General features: G+C 41.4%; 14 protein-coding genes. 10 read left to right on the top strand and 4 right to left on the bottom strand.

The annotated features are described in order from the left end of the window. Nucleotides 1-11 precede the first annotated feature (11 nt). Both JKG61_RS02225 and JKG61_RS02220 read right to left on the bottom strand, forming a co-directional pair. Complete coding sequence (locus tag JKG61_RS02225; RefSeq protein ID WP_202101355.1) at nucleotides 12-4,322, bottom strand: CusA/CzcA family heavy metal efflux RND transporter; 4,311 nt, start codon at nucleotides 4,320-4,322, stop codon at nucleotides 12-14. Nucleotides 4,323-4,511: 189 nt separating this feature from the next. Continuing rightward, nucleotides 4,512-4,841 carry a DUF6660 family protein gene (locus JKG61_RS02220; protein WP_202101354.1) on the bottom strand — a complete coding sequence of 110 codons (330 nt, stop codon included), beginning with the start codon at nucleotides 4,839-4,841 and terminating at the stop codon, nucleotides 4,512-4,514. A 192-nt stretch (nucleotides 4,842-5,033) separates the two neighbouring features. Between JKG61_RS02220 and JKG61_RS02215 the strand changes: the two genes are divergently transcribed. From JKG61_RS02215 to JKG61_RS02205, 3 genes are all read left to right on the top strand, one after another. Beyond that, nucleotides 5,034-5,582: a thioredoxin family protein gene (locus JKG61_RS02215; RefSeq protein WP_202101353.1), complete on the top strand. Its 549-nt coding sequence runs from the start codon at nucleotides 5,034-5,036 to the stop codon at nucleotides 5,580-5,582. A gap of 197 nt (nucleotides 5,583-5,779) precedes the next feature. After that, the gene (locus JKG61_RS02210; RefSeq protein ID WP_202101352.1) at nucleotides 5,780-6,340 is read left to right on the top strand and encodes a DUF4230 domain-containing protein; all 561 of its coding nucleotides are present in this window, start codon (nucleotides 5,780-5,782) and stop codon (nucleotides 6,338-6,340) included. A gap of 235 nt (nucleotides 6,341-6,575) precedes the next feature. After that, on the top strand, nucleotides 6,576-7,139 hold the full coding sequence (locus JKG61_RS02205; protein ID WP_202101351.1) for a biliverdin-producing heme oxygenase: 564 nt from the start codon (nucleotides 6,576-6,578) through the stop codon (nucleotides 7,137-7,139). Between the two features lie 70 nt (nucleotides 7,140-7,209). On the opposite strand, the gene JKG61_RS02200 is transcribed toward JKG61_RS02205, so the two are convergent. Further along, entirely contained in the window at nucleotides 7,210-8,409 is a 1,200-nt protein-coding gene (locus JKG61_RS02200) for a M20 metallopeptidase family protein (RefSeq protein WP_202101350.1), read from the bottom strand. A gap of 209 nt (nucleotides 8,410-8,618) precedes the next feature. On the opposite strand from JKG61_RS02200, the gene JKG61_RS02195 reads away from it, so the two are divergent. The 7 genes from JKG61_RS02195 (at nucleotide 8,619) to JKG61_RS02165 (ending at nucleotide 19,251) form a co-directional block, all read left to right on the top strand. Next, complete coding sequence (locus JKG61_RS02195) at nucleotides 8,619-9,203, top strand: RNA polymerase sigma factor (protein ID WP_317192366.1); 585 nt, start codon at nucleotides 8,619-8,621, stop codon at nucleotides 9,201-9,203. Nucleotides 9,204-9,283: 80 nt separating this feature from the next. Beyond that, the gene (locus JKG61_RS02190) at nucleotides 9,284-10,420 is read left to right on the top strand and encodes a FecR family protein (RefSeq protein WP_202101349.1); all 1,137 of its coding nucleotides are present in this window, start codon (nucleotides 9,284-9,286) and stop codon (nucleotides 10,418-10,420) included. Between the two features lie 174 nt (nucleotides 10,421-10,594). Then, complete coding sequence (locus JKG61_RS02185; protein ID WP_202101348.1) at nucleotides 10,595-14,146, top strand: SusC/RagA family TonB-linked outer membrane protein; 3,552 nt, start codon at nucleotides 10,595-10,597, stop codon at nucleotides 14,144-14,146. 11 nt (nucleotides 14,147-14,157) lie between these two features. After that, nucleotides 14,158-15,648 carry a RagB/SusD family nutrient uptake outer membrane protein gene (locus tag JKG61_RS02180; RefSeq protein ID WP_202101347.1) on the top strand — a complete coding sequence of 497 codons (1,491 nt, stop codon included), beginning with the start codon at nucleotides 14,158-14,160 and terminating at the stop codon, nucleotides 15,646-15,648. An 11-nt stretch (nucleotides 15,649-15,659) separates the two neighbouring features. Beyond that, the gene (locus JKG61_RS02175; protein WP_202101346.1) at nucleotides 15,660-16,427 is read left to right on the top strand and encodes a DUF4843 domain-containing protein; all 768 of its coding nucleotides are present in this window, start codon (nucleotides 15,660-15,662) and stop codon (nucleotides 16,425-16,427) included. A gap of 15 nt (nucleotides 16,428-16,442) precedes the next feature. Continuing rightward, entirely contained in the window at nucleotides 16,443-18,026 is a 1,584-nt protein-coding gene (locus tag JKG61_RS02170; protein WP_202101345.1) for a PKD-like family lipoprotein, read from the top strand. Nucleotide 18,027: 1 nt separating this feature from the next. Next, entirely contained in the window at nucleotides 18,028-19,251 is a 1,224-nt protein-coding gene (locus JKG61_RS02165) for a thioredoxin family protein (protein ID WP_202101344.1), read from the top strand. A gap of 50 nt (nucleotides 19,252-19,301) precedes the next feature. Here JKG61_RS02165 and JKG61_RS02160 read toward each other — a convergent pair whose 3' ends face one another. Beyond that, nucleotides 19,302-20,183: a PorP/SprF family type IX secretion system membrane protein gene (locus JKG61_RS02160; RefSeq protein ID WP_202101343.1), complete on the bottom strand. Its 882-nt coding sequence runs from the start codon at nucleotides 20,181-20,183 to the stop codon at nucleotides 19,302-19,304. Nucleotides 20,184-20,208: the final 25 nt, after the last annotated feature.

The following is a 20,208-nucleotide window of genomic DNA, read 5'->3' as shown; positions in this document are numbered from 1 at the left end:
ATTATTGCACACTATTTATTATTTAAGTAATTGATCTCTATAGCCGACTTATTGTACAGGTTGAGCACATCGAGATGATTCTGTCTAATAGTTATAGCCTGACCCAAAAACTGGCTCAGCTCAGCAAACCCTATTTCTCCTGTATTATAACTCAAGGTTGCAGCCTTAATGATTTCATCGGCCTGCCGGAGTCCCGATTTCTCATAAAACTGAAGTAAAGCGCTGTTCTTTTCCATATCAACCACCGCTGTCGCCCTATCGGTCTGTAGCAACTGCTTATTGTAAGCCAACAAACCTTCCTGCGTCTTCACTTCCGCCTGTGCTGCCCTTATTTTATTTTTTGCAGCAGCAAGACCAAACAACGGGAAAGAAGCACCTATAGAAAATCCAGTAATAGGATCCTTCTTACCCAAGAAGCGCTGTGAAGAAAAAGATCCAGAGAAATCAGGCATATTACTGTTACGCTGTACACTCACATTAGATTCGGCAATGGCTACATTCTGTTGCTGTAAAGCCACTATCGGATGCATCACATTATCCCCCAACAACTCCATTTTTACTTTCTGCATAGGATCTACAATAGGCAACATCCATTCATTACGATTGGTCAACAACATCAGCTGCTGTTGCTGGACGATCATTTCTTTCTTATTCTGTTCAATCTGCGCCCGCAGCTCATTGAGCTTTGCCTCTGCCGCAATACGGTCCAACATAGCCACATCGCCTGTACGAACACGTAGATCCGTCGCCTTGAAAAGATTGTCATAGATACTATCCAACTGATTGAACAAGGTCTGTTTGTCCTGTAAATACCATAATTGAAAATAGGCGAGGCGGATATCCCTTTTTATTGTTGCCGTTAAAAGCTCCTTATTCAATTCCGCATATTTTAACTGTTCCGTAAAATACTTTTTACGTGCAGAGTAGAGCCCTGGCCAAGCAATATCCTGCGATAAGCCTATTTGGGGTCTTCCTGTTGTGTTAGAGGGTTGCATTTCATCGTTCAATACAGACACCCCAAATTTTGCAATATCTACCGCTGTCTTAACCGTATAACCGGCAGCATCCACTTCACTTTGATTAATCTTATACTGCAGATTATTCTTCATGGCACTGTCAATCAGATTATCGACAGACACCCTACTTTGAGCCTGGGCAAAAAACAATCCGGTTCCACATAGGAATACGGTCAACATTGTTTTCATCATAGTATTCTTCTTCCCCTTTAGTTTTGAATTAAAAATAATATAGAGCAGCGGCAGCACAAATAAAGTCAGGAACGTTGCTGTTACCAAACCTCCGATAACCACCGTAGCCAATGGCTTCTGGACCTCTGCTCCTGCACTGCTGCTGATAGCCATTGGTAGAAAACCCAAAGAAGCTACTGTAGCTGTCATTAACACAGGTCGTAATCTGATCAAGGTACCTTCCCGTACACGTTGCAGCACATCCTTTATACCTTCTTTTTCGAGTTGATTGAAGGTCCCTATAAGCACTATTCCATTTAATACTGCTACTCCAAACAGGGCGATGAATCCAATGCCCGCACTGATACTAAAAGGCATGCCACGGATTAAAAGCGCCAATACTCCACCAATAGCACTCATCGGGATTGCCGTAAAGATCAGGATAGCCTGTTTGAACGAATGGAAAGTAAAATACAGCAACATAAAGATCAGCAATAAAGCGATAGGCACCGCAATCATCAAACGCGCAGAGGCTTTCTGCAGATTCTCGAATTGTCCTCCATAGGTAAAGTAATAGCCAGAAGGAAGCGCTACATTTTCCAATTTCTGTTGAATCTCCTTCACGACAGATTGAACATCACGATCAGCAACATTAAATCCGATTACAATCCTTCGCTTGCCCGACTCCCTACTGATCTGTGCAGGACCTAGTTTGAAATCAACATCTGCCAGCTGAAACAATGGGACCTGCACTCCGTTAGCCGTGGGCACCAATAAGTTCCGAACGTCATCAATACTACTTCTATGCGTGCTATCCAGTCTGACGACCAAGTCAAAGCGACGTTCGTTTTCGTAAACACTTCCCGTGCGCTTACCTGCAAAGGCAGTACTTACGATATCATTGACGTCCTGAATGGTCATTCCGTAATTTGCAATGCGTGTGCGGTCGTATACAATATTGATTTGCGGAAGCCCGCTCACGCGCTCTATCTGCGGCGCTGTCACCCCAGACACCCCTTGGATCACTGCTGCTACCTTATTGGCATAATTTGCCAATGTATCCATATTCTCCCCAAATATCTTGACCGCTACATCCTGACGTATACCGGTCATCAATTCATTAAACCGCATCTGTATAGGCTGATTTTTCTCGAAGAAAACTCCAGGGATGACTTCCAGCTTCTCCAATATGGCATCCCCCAACTCATCATAACTTCTACCGGACGTCCATTCACTTTGAGGCTTCAATATAACCATCATATCCGTGGCTTCCGGAGGCATAGGATCTGTCGGAACTTCAGCGGCGCCGGTTTTTCCAACCACCATACGTACCTCATCAAACTCCTTGATAATACGCGAAGCTTTCATGGATGTTTCTATACTCTGACTTAAGGAACTCCCTTGAGGCAAAATACAATGGAAGGCAAAATCCCCTTCCTGCAGTTGTGGGATAAACTCTCCCCCCATTCTACTGAATAAGAATACGGCTATTCCAAATAGCAGTACCGTAAGTGATACAATAGCGTACTTGACCTTAATCATCTTTTCCAATACCGGTCTATACCCTCTTTGTAAACGCGCAATCATTTTATCACTGAACGTCTCTTTTCCACTATTTCTCTTTGGAAGGAACAGCGCACACATCATAGGGATATAGGTCAGGGAAAGAATCAATGCACCTAGAATGGCAAATCCAACCGTTTTGGCCATTGGGGTAAACATTTTCCCTTCTACACCGACCAATGTAAGAATAGGGATATATACGATTAAGATAATGATTTCGCCAAACGCCGCACTTGTCCTTATTTTGGAAGCCGACTCGAATACCTCCTCATCCATCTGCTCCTGAGTAAGCCGCTCAGTAGATTTCCGTAAGCCCAGATGGTGCAACGTAGCTTCTACCACGATGACGGCCCCATCCACAATCAAACCAAAATCAATAGCACCTAGACTCATCAGATTGGCACTGACGCCAAATACATTCATCATCCCAAGAGCAAATAGCAAGGACAGTGGAATAGCTGAGGCAACAATGAGTCCGGCTCTTAGGTTTCCTAAGAATAACACCAGTACAAAAATTACGATAAGAGCCCCTTCAATCAGGTTTTTCTCCACAGTCTGTATCGCTCGTCCCACGAGGTCCGTCCGATCCAGGTAAGGTTCAATAACGACATCATCAGGTAGCGATTTCTGAATCGTAGGCAATTTATCCTTAATACGGTTTACTACCTCATTGCTATTTTCGCCCTTCAACATCATGACTACCCCACCTACAGCATCCACCTCTCCATTGTACGTCAATGCACCATAGCGTACCGCACTGCCAAAACGCACATCAGCGATGTCTTTGACATACACCGGCACCGCTCCAGTCGTTTTTACAGCGATATTGCCGACATCTTCCAACGAGCTGACCAACCCTATCCCCCGTATAAAATAAGCGTTAGGCTTCTTGTCTATATAGGCTCCGCCCGTATTCTGGTTATTCTTCTCCAGGGCCAAAAACAGCTCCGGTATACTTACATTCATCGCCCGCAATCGATCCGGATTGACAGCAACTTCATACTGTTTCAACTGCCCACCGAAACTATTGATTTCAGCAATCCCAGGTGTACCATAGAGTTGTCGGGCGACAATCCAGTCCTGCATCTCGCGCAGATCCTTTGCATTGTATTTATCTTCGCTACCTTTTTTAGGGTGAATGATATACTGATACACCTCTCCTAATCCTGTGCTCACAGGAGCCATTTCAGGACTTCCTATTCCTGCGGGGATATCTTCCACGGCTTCTTTAAGCTTCTCATTAATAAGCTGTCTGGCAAAATAGATATCGACCTCTTCCTTGAATACTACCGTAATAACCGACAAACCAAAACGTGAAATACTCCTTATTTCCTCGATATCGGGCACATTGGCTATACTTTGCTCAATCGGAAACGTGACTAACTGTTCGACCTCCTGTCCCGCCAGCGTGGGTACCGAGGTAAATATCTGAACCTGATTATTAGTGATATCAGGCACGGCATCGATGGGTAGTTTTGTGGCACTCCAGCCACCCCAGATGATCAACAACAAGGTCATTAACCCAATGATGATTTTATTCTTAATGCTAAATCTTATAATACTATCTAACACAATACCTTAAATTAAATTTTATAGTTTATTCTAACACACGAATATCCGATCCTGCCATAGGTGAGCTCTACAATAGTGTCATGCTCTAACAACAAATAGCATCCAAATTTGTTGTTGCAAAACAGTATTAAAAATCAATAAATAAATTCCTATATACGGCTGTATACAGTGTAAAAGATCAGGATAGAATTAGGCAATAACCCGAGGTGGTTGCCAAATACTTCCTTTGAAGTCTGAAACTAGGGCATACTTTCTAAAGAAGCTGTTAGTAAGCTGATACACCATAGGTTGTTCAGGGCTTTCATACCAAAAAAAAGCGATTTCGCTGATATGTGCTCCACAACATGCACAGCCACATAAGGGGGTACAGGTATCCTCGTCAGCATGATCGTGACTAGGGGCTCCCTGTTCCAGCTCTGTCAGATTACTTTCTGTTGAAACAGTAAGTTGGTCGGTACAAGGCAACATAGCCAGTACTAATATATAAAGGGGCAATATATAGGTCAACCATCTCAACACAAACAATATTACATATTTTCGATAAAAAAACAAAAACTATGCCATGAGTTACACCCCTACTTTCTCCACCATATATACATCGAGTCATCCAAAAAGGTCTCATGACCAATAATGAGGAAAAAAAAGAGCTATGTAACAAAATAATAACTTAGCCAATTATAGAAGATTACCTATTTTTATACAAAAAAAATTATGAGAACACTACTACTTGGTTTCATTCTGGCCTTGGGTCTACAAACCACCTTCGCACAAAACACTCCAGCACCTGCCGAAGACGTATTGAATGCAGCTGTAGCACAAGCTGCCAAAGAGAATAAAAGCGTCCTAGCGATTTTTCATGCTTCGTGGTGCGGCTGGTGCCACAAAATGACAGTGAGTTTGAACGATCCAGCCGTGAAGTCCTACTTTGATAAACATTATATTATAGCCGATTTTACTGTATATGAAACTAAAGGTAAAGAAAACTTAGAGAACCCCGGAGCTGCAGATCTATTGAAAAAATATAACAACGCAGATCAAGGCCTACCCACCTGGTTAGTATTTGATAGTAAAAAAAATCTAATCGCTGACTCACAGATACGCCCCAAGGGTGCTTCCTTAAGTACAAAAGGTGAAAACGCAGGATGTCCAGCTGCTCCAGCAGACGTAGCACACTTTATAGACTGTCTACAAAAGAGTTCAACATTAAGTAAAGCTCAGCTCACTGAAATCGCCAGTGTCTTTCGAAAAATAAAAAGTTAAGCTGTCTAAATGGCAGTACACCAATCCTACTATTTTATAACATCAATACCGATAGACCACTTTAAACGAAGTGGTCTATTTTTTGTCTTATAAGTATAACATAGATTCGAAATGGTTAGAATGATATGTAAAACATATGAACAATCATCATTCTAAACATCACAGTTTGAATCTGGAAATACAAAAAACAGAAAAAGATGAAAGCATTAATACGAGTTCTTATTCCTACTATCCTAATAGGAGTCATTGTATGGTTGGTAAAAGACAGATTCACACCTAAAATCACTACCGAGAGCAAACATCAGATTCTCGTGGAACGCATAGAGTCTATGGGAAAACTAGAACTGGTAAAATACCGATTCAGTGATGTCATCGAACACAAAGACATCAGTAACTATCTACCCGATGCCAGCGTATTACTGATTGTCAAGGCTGATGCCGTAGGCTGTATCGATCTAAGCAAACTCAAACCCGAGGATGTGACCATATCTGGTGATTCTGCTACGATAGAACTTCCTAAAGCAGAGCTTTGTTATGTGAAGATAGACCATAAAGCGTCAAAGGTATATGATACGAAAATGGCATTTTTTAGAGAAGCAGGTTTAGTAGACGAGGCATTCAAAAGCGCTGAAGTAGAAATTACCAAACAAGTACAGAAATCAGATATACTAGCCCAGACACAATCCAATGCCATACACGTATTTCAACCTTTGTTAGAAGGCCTTGGTTTCAAAAAAGTAAACTTAACCTTTAAATAAATAACTTTTTGAAGTTACAGTCTTCCTATTACCTTTTCGTCATCCGCATAGCGAGCGTCATTATTATGTAAAAGTCAGAAAATAAGCCCCCATAAAAAGAATCAAAGTAAATACGATTTTGTAGATTGTTTCGTTTTTAAATGAAATACTCATGCTGAGCGACATACATGAGTCCGCCAGCTGGGGGAGTGACAGGTAAAAAACACATTGTACACATAGAATAGAAAGGAAAAACATGTTAAGTCAAAATATCAAGGAAGACACGCACCTGGCACACCAAAAAACGGAAGGAATAGTAGTACGGCAATTAAAAGCCATCCGTACAGAAGAGGACTACGTCGACGTTTTAAAGGGCTTTTACGCCTATTTCCGTGCTGTAGAAGACAATATAGCACCATTTATTACTACCGATGTGCTGAAAGACATACGCGAACGCCGTAATTCATCCTATATTCAAAAAGATATAGAATCTCTTGGAGGCGCCATCGATAACCTACCCCGTGCCAACGCCCCTACGGTGACCAATACACTAGAAGCGCTCAGCGCACTATATGTACTGGAAGGTTCAATCATGGGTGGGCCCTATATCGTACAAATGCTCCATAAATATGGGATAGAGCGAGGTACTTCTTTCTTCGAAGGATATGGCGCGGATAGTAACGCCATGTGGGTGGGTTTTACTGCTGTTCTAAACGAATACGGGAAAAACCCTGCCGATCATCCACAGGCTATTGAGATAGCTAACCAGACATTTTTCAACTTTGGTAAAGTCTTCACAGAGGTATTGTCCGAAAACTAAATATAACACTCAGAAAAAGGCGTACTGGACAGTACGCCTTTTTGTCTTCTATATACTACCTCAAACAGATTTATCCTTTAAGCAGATCCAGAGCCAAGTGCACTAAAGCAGGCATGGATGTTTTGAGCGCCTCCTCATCAAGGTTGAATTGCGCATTATGCAATCCATACTTCGTTTCTGACCGGCCATTATCGGTTCCGACCAATACAAACAAAGAGGGGTATGTGTGGGAATAATAAGCAAAATCCTCAGCAGCCATCCATATTCCCACATCTGTTACCCGTTCTTGACCGAACAGATTTCCCCAAACGATTTTCGAATGGGTAGCCAAGGAAGGGTCGTTGTACAATGTTGGGTACCCACGGCGCACCTCTAGTTGTACGGAAGCCCCTAAAGAACGGGGCAGCGTACGGATCACTTCCTCGATCTGCTGTACCGCTTCTGCCCGCCATTTTTCATCGACAGTTCTAAAAGTACCTTCCAGTACCACCTCATCAGGGATCACATTTGCAGCCCCTCGGCCTTCAAAACGACCAAAAGTTAAGACAGATGGTGTACTAGGGTCTGCTTTTCGGCTTACAATCTGTTGCAGCGTACTCAACAGCTGCACAGCTATCATGATGGGATCCACGGCTCGATGCGGCTCCGCTGCATGACCACCGCTTCCTTTTACGGAGAGATAGAACTCATCACTCGAAGCCATAAACCGGCCTTCACAGACCCCAATTTTCCCCAACTCCAATCTTGGGCTTACATGCAATCCCAATACCGCTTTTATACATCCTCCAAATGACTCCAAAACACCCGATTCTAGAACTTGGATAGCGCCTCCAGGTATTTTTTCCTCAGCGGGTTGAAATAACAAAAGAATCTTTCCGGAATAGGTCGATCGTACCGCTTGTAGTATACCGGCAATCCCCAGCAGGTTTGCCGTATGAAAATCATGCCCACATGCATGCATCACGCCGTGGTGTTCCGACCTATAATCAATAGCATTTTTTTCCTCAATAGGTAGCGCATCAATATCCGCACGTATTACGACGACATCATCACCTCCCCCTTTCTCTCCTTCCAAAACAGCTACAACACCTGTTTTTGCTACCGTTCGATAAGCAATCCCCAAGGTGTCCAACCGCTGACGTATATAAGCGCTTGTTTCGAACTCATGAAAAGAAAGCTCAGGATGCTGATGAAGATACCTGCGGTCATACACCGCTTGTGAAAACAACTCTTCTACGCTTTTACCTATTTGATCTGTTAATTGGTCCATCGTTAGTTTTTACTGATACAGTCAAGCAAATTAACTAAAAGCATCGATACTAAGAAAACAAATCTACATAGCAGGCACCAACTTCTTCCATAATGTCTCTTTACATTTATAAAAACTACATTTCCCTTTATACTTGCTCGGTATTCTCAAATCTATAACTCACAATTAATTCGAGAATCGATTCACGAAATTATTGTTATTTTTGTCGCGTGGATAATAGTGGTATTAGCAATACGGTGAAATACGCCGAACTCCTTATTCGGATTTCAAAGGGTGATGAAAAGGCATTTTCTAAACTTTATGATATTTTTTATCCCGAGCTAACGCGTCACGTGCTCAGCAAAATAAAAGATCAAACTACCGCTGAAGATATCCTACATGATCTCTTCCTTTCTTTATGGCGTAATCGGATCAATATTACCGAAATAGAATCCATTCCCGCCTACCTCTACAGCTCGGTGCGCTATCTCATATTAGCGCAATACCGTAAACAGAAACGACGAGAATTAGCACTGTCGGATATTGGTGATATTGATGTTATTCAAGAAGATATACCACTCGAAGATCGGTTATACTACCGTTATATACTTGATGAGGTACACCGCGAAATCGAAAATCTTCCCGAAAAATGTAAACAGGTCTTCAAATTGAGTAGAGAGCATTATTTGAGCATACAACAGATATCCGAAGAAATGTCCATATCAGAGTCCACCGTAAAAAAACATATAAACAAGGCCATCAGGCATTTACGAAACAGTTCGAAAAACAAATTCAGTTTTATACTTTTTTTTTGAAAATAGACTAGAACCTCCTCCCCTGTTCCAACACTTCCTATATAACTAACCATCTATACGGATGGACCGTTATTACGATTATGAAGGAAGTAAAACACATACTTGCACTTATTTACCGTTTTCTGATTCGGGAGGAAAAGGATAAAGAAAAGCAAGAAATAATGAATTGGTATGAGAATTATCAGATTGACTACACCCCCAGTAAAGAACACATCAAGCTGACGGGTGAATCTGTTAAACAAAGGGTATTCCATAGCATCCAAGAAGAACAGAGCAAAAAGAACAGAGCCTATTGGTGGCGTCCTGTCATAGCTGCCGCATCTATAATTTTCGTTGCAGGCATAAGTTTTTGGGTTTTCACAAGAGATAGTATTCAGATTCCCGACTCCCATTTTTTGTCGAGCATTACCCCTTCTGATCCTAAGGCCAAGATCACATTAGAATCGGGGCAGATCATTGATCTAGAAAAAATGGCCATCGACAGTTGCCTTAGATTCGAAGATATCGAAATCCGGAAGGATAGTACAGGACAGATCACCTATGTTCAAAACGACACAGGAGGTAGATCATCCAAAAGTAGCACTATCGAAACACCTAATAACGCGAATTACACGCTCAATCTATCCGATGGGACTGTGGTCATACTCAATGCCGGCACCAAACTAAAGTACCCCAATAGTTTTAACACAGGAGATCGTGTCGTAGAACTTGATGGAGAAGCCTATTTTATAGTTCAGAAAACAACAAGTAAGCAAAAGTTCTTGGTAAAGACCCGTCAGCAGATCACCGAAGTCCTGGGAACGACATTCAATATCAAAGCTAGAAATTATCAAGCTTCGGAGCAGATCTCCCTAGAAGAAGGTCTTATCCGAGTGGTGAATACTAGAAATACAGCGTTACAAATCGTACAGCCGGGTCAACAGATGGAAATCAGTCCTACAACTACGAAAATTAAAACAGTAGATCTAGAACCTTATCTGGCTTGGACCAAAGGTTACTTTTACCTGGATGGACAAAATACTGCAGAAGTTCTGCAAGAGATAGCTAACTGGTACGATATCGAAATCAATTATAACCAAAGCAAAAAACAGAACAATTATAAAGGCAAGATTCCAAAGAATTTACCTTTAAATAAACTAATCGATCTATTGACATTCACAGAGCTAAAGGCAGAGCCTATCCTACAGCAGGATAGATTAAAACTAATAATAAAATAGATTCAATAACTAACCTTTTAAAAAAAGTATGAAAAGAAAAAAAACGATCATTTGACCTATTCCAGTGACATAAAAAAACCGAAGAATGTTGGCTCATCCTCCGGTCCATTTTTATTGTTGCAACAATGAATCATGAGTTACTAACAAATCATTCTATTACAACAACCAAATTTAATGAAAATTCACAAAAACCAAACTGGTTCTTCGTGGGCTTCCCTTTCTGTGTCAGCCGATGTGAGCTCTGTATCACCTTTGGACACCAACAGAGACCCCTTAGCATTTTGGACCAGATCAATGCGAAGAAAAATTATGAAAATGAATGCTATCGTGCTTTTGGTCGGCACATGTCTGTCGCAGGTCAATGCCCACACCTATGGTCAGCAAATAACGATCAAGAAGCAAAAAATTCACCTAGAGCAAGTTATCAAAGAACTTGAAAGGCAAAGTGGCTATGTATTTTTATATGATAAGCAAGAAGTCGAAAGTATAAAAAACATCAATGTATCCATACAAAACAAACCTTTCAAAGAAGCACTTAATCAAGTATTACAACATACTAACCTTAATGTAGACTTCTTTGACAACACTATTGTACTAAAACGATCAGAAGACAAAAACACCAAACAGACCTCTTCGACACTCAAGTCAATAGAGGTCCAACAGCATACCTTAGGCGGACGTATCGTGGATGAAAACGGCAAAGGTATTCCTAGTGTCTCCATCAAGCTCAAGTCCAATGGACGCTCCATCTCCACCAAACAAGATGGTAGCTTCACGATCCCAAATGCAGGTAAAACAGAGGTACTAATTGTTACCTGTATAGGGTATTTTGACCAAGAAATAACGATATCTGGTACCGACAATAAAATTGTACTGAAGAATTCAGACCATCTGATGGAAGAAGTCGTCGTCAGTACAGGTATTGTGGACCGTAATCTGAATACCTTCACCGGTGCTGCCACACGTATTACTAAAGATGAGCTACAACGTGTAAGCCATAAAAATGTCATCCAGAGCTTAAAGGTTCTAGAACCATCATTGATGATTTTCGATAATCTCAACTTTGGATCAGACCCCAATGCTTTGCCCGAAATGACATTGCGTGGTAATTCCACTTTTCCTCAAGATGGTGTTTCTGATTTGAAAGGAGACTATGTCAACAACCCCAACCAACCCCTATTCATCCTGGATGGATTTGAAGTCGGACTCACTAAGGTTATTGACCTGGACATGAATCGTATTGAATCGATCACTATCCTCAAAGATGCTTCCGCTAAAGCAATCTATGGTTCGAAAGCAGCAAATGGCGTTGTCGTTATCGAAACGAAAAAAAACACCGAAAATAAAGTACTCATAACCTACAGTGGGAGTTTAGATGCCGAGGTTCCCGACTTAAGCAGTTACAACCTGACCAATGCAGCAGAAAAACTAGAAGCAGAACGTATCTACGGCTTATACGAACAGACAGGTGACAATATACCGAGCTATGCTACACAACTAAAATTAGACCAACAATATAATCAACGGCTTAAGGCTGTTCTTTCCGGTGTCAATACAGATTGGATGTCTTTGCCATTACGCAATGCCATTGGACAGAAGCACGGTGTATCCGTCGAATTAGGAGACCGCGATCTAAAGCTCATCACCGACTTTTCGTACAATAATGTGGAAGGTGTGATGAAAGGATCTAAACGTGATGTGATATCAACAAATGCAATGATGTCCTATCGTTTTAAAGGATTTCTATTCCGTAATATCATCAGCTATACTAACGGTAGCAGCAGTGACTCTCCTTACGGAACATTCAACGACTATGCCAAAATGAACCCCTACTGGACGCCCTATGATGAGTTTGGCAATCTGAAGAAAAATGCGGAGACTGGTTTAGTACCTTGGATAGGGACTTCGTCTATTGAAGATCTCAGCTTTTCAAATCCTTTATACAACTCAACCTTAAATACCAAGCTAACCAAGCAGTATACGGAGTTTACGAACAATCTATACGCAGAAGCGACTTTGGCAACAGGTGTAAAAATGCTTCTCCGCGGTAGTTTCACGAACACTAAAAACGAAGCGGACGAATTTTATCCGGCCAATCACCTAAAATTTGATAGCTATATAAACGAAGACTTCTTCCGTAAAGGTTCCTACAAGAAAAATGAAGGAACTCAAATGCGATACTCGGGCGACTTAAATATTAATTACAATAAACCAATAGGCGAAAAACATCTATTATTTATTAATGCCGGAGGAACAATAAGCCAACGTAGCTTTGAGGAAGTTATATATAATACCGAAGGCTTTCCAAATGATCGCATGAACGATATTCTCTTTGCGAAGCAGTACGCCAAATATCAAAATAGACCTTCAGGTACGGAGGGAACGACACGAGACCTCGGTTTGTTATCGATAGCCAGTTACTCATATGATAACCGTCTTTTTGCTGATGCTTCTGTTCGTGCCTCCGCATCGTCACAATTTGGTACGAACCAACGGTGGGGTACTTTTTGGAGCACAGGAGTCGGCTGGAACATCCACAACGAAAAATGGTTAAATGAGTATCAGATCTTCGACCGCCTTAAATTAAGAGCATCTATAGGTTCGACCGGATCGCAAAATTTCAGTTCCTACCAGTCCATCGCGACATACACCTATTTCATGGACAAGGTGTATCAAGAATATTTAGGGGCATTTTTAAAAGGCCTAGCCAACCCTGATCTAAAATGGCAACAGAAAATGGATTACAACGTAGGTCTTGATTTTTCCATTTTCCGAAAACTATCCGGACGATTTGATTACTACAATTCGATTACGGAGAATACGCTTGTAGATTTCAGTCTGCCACCCTCTACCGGTTTTTCATCGGTTAAAGAGAATATGGGTAAAATAAAAAACACAGGTATGGAGTTAATGCTGAACTACATGCTCTATTCCGATCCAAAAAACAGATCTTATTTTTCAATTACGGGTTCTGCAATAAGAAATACCAATAAAATTGTCTCTATTTCGGATGCGCTCAAAGCTTTCAACCAAGCTCAGGACAAGATTGCAGGCGATCAATTCAACAACAAACCTGTTACCAAGTATTATGATGGAGCCTCTATGAACGCTATCTGGGCCGTCCATTCCTTAGGAATTGATCCTGCCAATGGAAGGGAGATCTATCTCAAAAAGAATGGAGCAAAAACATATACCTATTCGGCTGCCGACCAAGTCATTGTAGGAGACAAAGTCCCTAAGGTATCGGGTTCATTCGGTATTAATGGAGAATATAAAGGATTTGGACTGTCTGCATACTTTAGATTTCTATACGGCGGTCAATTGTATAATCAGACGTTGGTAGACCGCGTAGAAAACGTGGATATGAGCTACAATGTTGACAAGAGAGTACTAAATAGTACTTGGCAGAAACCTGGAGACATAAAACCTTATAAAGCACTCGGTAGTGTACTTACCCAACAGGAAGACGGAACCTGGATCAGACAACATGTCCGGACACAGGTATCTGACCGCTTTGTAATGAATCAAAATGAACTCGCATTGTCGTCATTAAGTCTTTCCTACGACTTCTACCGCTGGAACTACTTAAAAACCATAGGACTAGACCGATTGAGATGTGCACTATATACCAATGATGTATTTACCGTATCCAGTGTGCCTATCGAGCGAGGTATGATCTACCCTTTCGCACGTAAATTTTCATTCAGTCTAACAGCAACATTTTAAAAATCAACAAAATGAGAAAATTTATACCTTTAGCTATACTCACAATTCTCAGTCTGAGTTCTTGTGAAAAATGGCTCTCTATAACTCCTAAATCTGAAATTGCTTCAGATGAACTATTTAAATCGGAACAAGGATTTAAAGACGCATTAATAGGTGTCTATCTGATGATGACCGAGCGGGGAATATATGGCTTTGAAAGTACCATAGGCTTTGTTGATGTATTAGCCCAGCAATACCCAACAACAGCGTTAAACCATCCCTATGCCAACGTCTCTTCCTATCAATACCAGTCATCGGTAGTAACGAATTATAAGGACAATATCTGGACAAAAAGCTATAGTGTTATAGCCAACTTAAACAATCTAATCAATACAATTGATGGATATAAGGATAAAATACATCCAGCACACTATCATCTTATCAAGGGAGAAGCACTGGGATTACGCGCATTCGTACACTTTGATCTTTACAGGCTTTTCGGGTATGGCAACCTAAAAAAATCACCTACTGACCTAGAACGGATCAGTCTTCCCTATGTAGACCAGTATTCAAAAAGCATTAGTGCTCCGGTATCAGGCAGCGCATTTCTAGAACTTGTAGAAAGAGATCTTAATGAAGCCGAAAAATTGATGGTTCATTATGAGCCTGCATTGATCACTCCAACAAACAATCTTGGAGGAGTAGAGATTCCCAATACCGATCACTTCTATGACAATCGTCGGTTGCGTTTCAATTATTACGCCGTCAAATCTACACTTGCCAGACTATATTTATGGCTCGGAGATTATGAAAAAGCCCGCGACGCAGCAGACGAAGTAGCTACCAAAGCCAGGGGGCCACTTGTATCCTTTCATTCTGGAAACATAAATGATCCAGATCCTATTAATAAAGATTTTACTTTTAGTACAGAACACATATTTGGCCTGAATATCCAGAATATGTTTGACTATGTAGAACCCTTTATAAGACAGTACGGACCAGATGGGGTAAATGAAAACAACCGTAGATTACATCATAGCGCCACTATGGCCAAAACGCTATATGAAATCGATACCAAAGGCGACATGTCCTTATCGGACTATCGTTACAAAGAGCTGTACAACAAAATTTCGACAACGGCTTATCTTTTACTAAAATTCACGCACGCAAAAAATTCAAGGTACAAAGACAGGATGCCCCTTATCAAACTTCCAGAGATGTTTTATATTCTCGCTGAATGTTACAATGAGTTAGGTGACAGCCCTAAAGCTGTACAATACCTGAATACAGTCCGTACTAATCGAGGCATTGCACCCAACTTTAAACTAAATGAAACTTTAAGTAAAGAAGAAGTTCATGCACAGCTTCAATTGGAATATAGAAAAGAATTTGTTTCCGAGGGGCAGCTATTTTACTATTACAAACGTCGGGGAAATAGCAGTATCCCTAGTACAAATAAAGAAATGAATAATTCAGTTTATGTATTACCGCTTCCTCAGCGAGAGATCGAAATGGGTAATTAATTATTAAAAGTATGAATCGTAATAACATAAAAATAAAACAGGGATTTTCGGCTATTTTGACCCTTATTGTACTGTTTGCTACAGCCTGTCAAAAAGAACAGATCCCTTTATTTTCCGATGATTCGCCAGCAATCTATATGGGAACTACAAGTTACTCCTATTCCTTTATTGATGATAAAGATGCGAACTCTAAAACCATCTATTTAGCCGTAAAACTATCAGGCGAAATGGCAGACCACGACCGTAGTTTTAAAATGGAAGCCATCTTCGACAGCACTACGACAGCAAAACCAGAATGGTTCGAAATCCAGGAGGGTATACTACCTAAAAACAGCGTAGATGGCCGCATTCCGATTGTATTAAAGCGGAATACCACTATCGACACCTCATTGGTCGACCTCAACCTGCAGTTAGTCCCTTCCACTTCGCTTGGTACTATTCTAAATACTAAAGCAAAAATCACCTGGACAGGAAGAATCATCCAACCCTCAAACTGGTCCTGGATGCGCTATTATTTAGGAGCAGATTTCTCAACCGCATGGTTCTCCTTTATCATTGATGTAACCGGAAGAAACTCTTTCCCTTACCATCCGACATGGGCCAAAACAGACCCAGAAACATGGTGGATGTCTGCGGGAGAAATACAGGGTTGGGGGCTTATGGTAAAAGACGCTTTAATCCAATACAATTTAAATTTACAGCATCAATACCCTGATAGGGATACTGCATTTATGCACAACGACGGTCCCAAGAAAGGACTTCCTGTCGTATTTTACTAACTAACAGATTAGAACATGAAACATATTATCTTCATTTTTTCAGCAATTCTTCTATTGATCGGAGGTTGCATAAAAGACGAATCTACCCTGGCCATCAATGAAATTCCTATCATAGGCATTGATACAGCTGGATTTGCCACAAGGCACACCGTATTCCAACAAGACACCCTTGTCATCGAGCCCGTCATTACAATTGAACACGGCGACCGGAATCGACTGAAGTACAAATGGACTATGAATACTTTTGGATACGAGCGATTAGTGGGGACAGCATCCCGTCTAGAGGCAGTAATAAATGAAGCCCCGTCTCCAACGGCCTACAAGCTTATTTTCACTGCTACAGATTCCCTCAACAATATCAAAACCTTTTTCACCTGGGATATTTCTGTCATCTCCCCTTTCGGTCAGGGATTGGTCGTTGCAGATACGCGAGATGAAAAAACCACTGATCTTAATCTGATCATGGCATTTAACTTCACTACAGCTATTCAGAAAGACAGCTTAACCGAACGAATAATTTATAATGCCTATAGTGTGGCAAATGGTGAAAAAATAGAAGGGTTAGTTAGCCATTTAGACTTTTACCGCTATAACGCCGAAAAAAACGTAACGCTATTGACAGACAAAGCCTTGACGCGTATCGATGTCAATTCTTATAAAAAAGTCGATACGGACGAGAAACTGTTTCTCATACCTCCGACTAAAATTGTACCCACTGATATATCGACAGCTATTGTTACCAATCAACATCAATATCTAGTTAACAATGGAAAAGCACACGGACGTTATGGACAGAGCCGACAATTTCTATATTCATTTTTGGCTTCCGACAAATTAGGCTATGAGACAAAAAAAATAATTGGTTTACAAAACCCAAGCTTATCCATACCAGGTGGTGTGTTATATGATGAGTTGAATAGCCGCTTTTTAATCTTACCCGGTATCGTCTATATGGCAGATCCGTTACGCAATTTTCCGACGTTTGACCCCAAACATTCATCCGCAAAATTTGACCCGGGTCAAATGGGGAATAAAACATGTCTACATATGTTTGAGGGGTATGACAAAAGTATGATGTGTATTATGAAAGAACGTGATCAGGAAAAATACTATGCCTATCAGATTAGGTTCACCGCCCCGCTGTCTGGTGGTATGGGTGTAGCGGTAAACGATCTTAGTCAGAATCCAGATATTTCAAACGCTAGATTTTTCACCTCTTCTACTTCGGAGCAAGTGTTATTTTACGGCACACCTGATAAAGTATACACCACTATTGTTGAAATCGGATCTCCTTCCACGACAACGTTACGTTATCAAACCAATCCTGGAGAAAAAATCACTGGGATGAAGATCTTTACCGGTTCAGGACGCATGTACTTGCCCAGCAGCTCAGATCCTTTGGATTGGACCAAACGTATCTCCACCAATGCTTCACAGCGCTTGTTGCTCCTAAGTATCTATAATGAAAATACCAAAGAGGGAAAAATAATAACAATTCCAATCGAATCATTAGGTGTCGGTGGCTTGGTAACAAACCCTGATTATATCCGCGAATATCGAGGCTTTGGTCGTATTACTTCTTTTGGATTACAAAATTAACATGAAAAGACTAACAACTATACTAGCAGGTACATTTATACTGGCTATAAGTTTTGCTAAAGCACAGGGTATACATTTTGAAGACAATTTCAATATCGCATTGGAGAAAGCCAAACGGGAAAACAAAATGATATTTGTCGATTTTTACACTTCTTGGTGCGGTCCCTGCAAAGCAATGTCTGCGGATGTATTCCCACAGAAAGAAGCTGGAGATTTTTTCAACAGCCAGTTTGTAAATGTCAAGGTACAGTGTGATGATAAGGGAGAAGGTGTAGAACTCGGCAAGAAGTACAACATTATGGCCTACCCTACACTAATGTTTTTAGATCAAAGGGGCAACTTAGTTCATTCTACAGCCGGAGGACAAAGTGTAAAGGGGTTGATCAAGCTGGCTAAAATAGCTGCGGATCCCACTAAGAATCAGTTAGCGATGATTAATAAGTGGAACTCCGGGAACCGAGAGCCTGAATTTCTGATCAACTATTTTCAGAACCTGACACGTTCTTACCAAAAGGAGAAAGCAACAGCCGATTTTGAAAAGTATTTCGACGAACTATCTGCAAAAGAAAAAACAAGCAGAAACACAATCGAACTTATGAAAATCGTGCAGGTGGCACCATTTACAGTACCCTTTACGTATTTAGAAGAGCACAAAAATGAGTATTATAAAAACAACATAGCTCCGTTAGAAATAGACTCACTCATTGCTTCACAGTACTTAGGATATCTAAAAAGCATTCATTCAACCGCATCAACCCAGCAGGACAGGGACGCTTTTGATCAAAAAATGGCTCAATTCAAAGCCAAAAATTATCCTTACTATGAAGAATATGCCAGCTTTTACCACATTTTTGACGCTAAGGACGCAACAGGAGCTTACGACATCAGACTCTATATTGAACGGGGCACCGAGTTTCTAAATCAATATGGTAAAAACAATGATGCGTATACTATTTCTTTGACGAGCCTACTGGGAAACCTCACAGGCCGTAAAAACCAAAGTCCAGAAGGAATAAAATGGATGGAAGATCTGTTGTCCCGAACCAACAATTCGAGATACCTTCAGACCTACTTCTATATTACCTGGCGCAATCACCAATGGGATAAAGCTTTAGAAATCGCCGAAGATATAAAAAGACACGCCATTTCTAATAACGCATCCACATCCGATGTCGACACACAGATCCAAATGATAAAAGATCTAAAAATTAAGTACGGAGGATAAAACTTAACACGAAAAAGCCTGAGATTTCATATCTCAGGCTTTTTCTGCTTTTACAACAACCCTATTCCACCTATACGATAACGGAAGCCGACTTCGTGGGTATTGGTCGATATTTTCTGGTTCAGCGTATGTCCGTTGACGCTGAACTGATAGCTGTATCCCACACCAAAATTACCGAAGTTGAGCTGCATCAATCCTGAAAGGTCACCCTGGTTCTGTACGCCCATCCCCAATCCGATCTTCGGTCCCATAAAGGCCAGGACACTTACATCATAGCGTGGAGACATCTCCTGCATGTGGCTCACCAAGAATGACGGACGCAACCTGAACGTGTCGTCCAGCCGGATCAGCATCCCCCCTGTCACATAGATCACATCGCGGAACTCATATTCCCGATCCGTGTTTCTGTTTAAGGAAAAACGCGGCATCGCTACCCCCACGTAGAATCTATCTTTCTGGTAGTACGAAGAGCTCACACTCAGCACCCCTGCCGTACCCCGCACATCTTCCCAGAAGGCCGGATCCTCACCATCCAGCTGCCGGTAGTTACCCTGGTAGAATAAGAGCCCACCACCCATGGATAGGCTCAGGTATTCATTCTCCCCAAGTTGCACTGCTTTAGCAGCATAGGCTGTAATTTCATTCTCACGCACTACCCCTAGCGAAGCATGCTTAAAATCACCACCGATAGCCAGACCAAGATTCTTGACCATGCCATGCCCTGTCACCCAGACCGATCTCGGCGCACCATCCACCCCTGTCCACTGGCTCCGGCCCAGCGTAGCAAGGCTGCCACGCTCGTCCATCGTACTCAGCGATGAGTTAAATGCATTACGCAACTGACCGAACTGGTTATAGCTTACCCCATGTTGGGCCATACTACACAGCGGCAGCAGGGATAATAGGGCTATGATTGTATTCTTTGTTATCATGTTGTATTGTTATAATGTTAACAAG

The sequence above is a fragment of the Sphingobacterium faecale genome, assembly GCF_016746095.1.
GTDB classification, from domain to species: Bacteria; Bacteroidota; Bacteroidia; order Sphingobacteriales; family Sphingobacteriaceae; genus Sphingobacterium; species Sphingobacterium faecale.
Note: the sequence above shows the minus strand (reverse complement) of the source record. Positions and strands in the feature narration are given on the sequence as shown.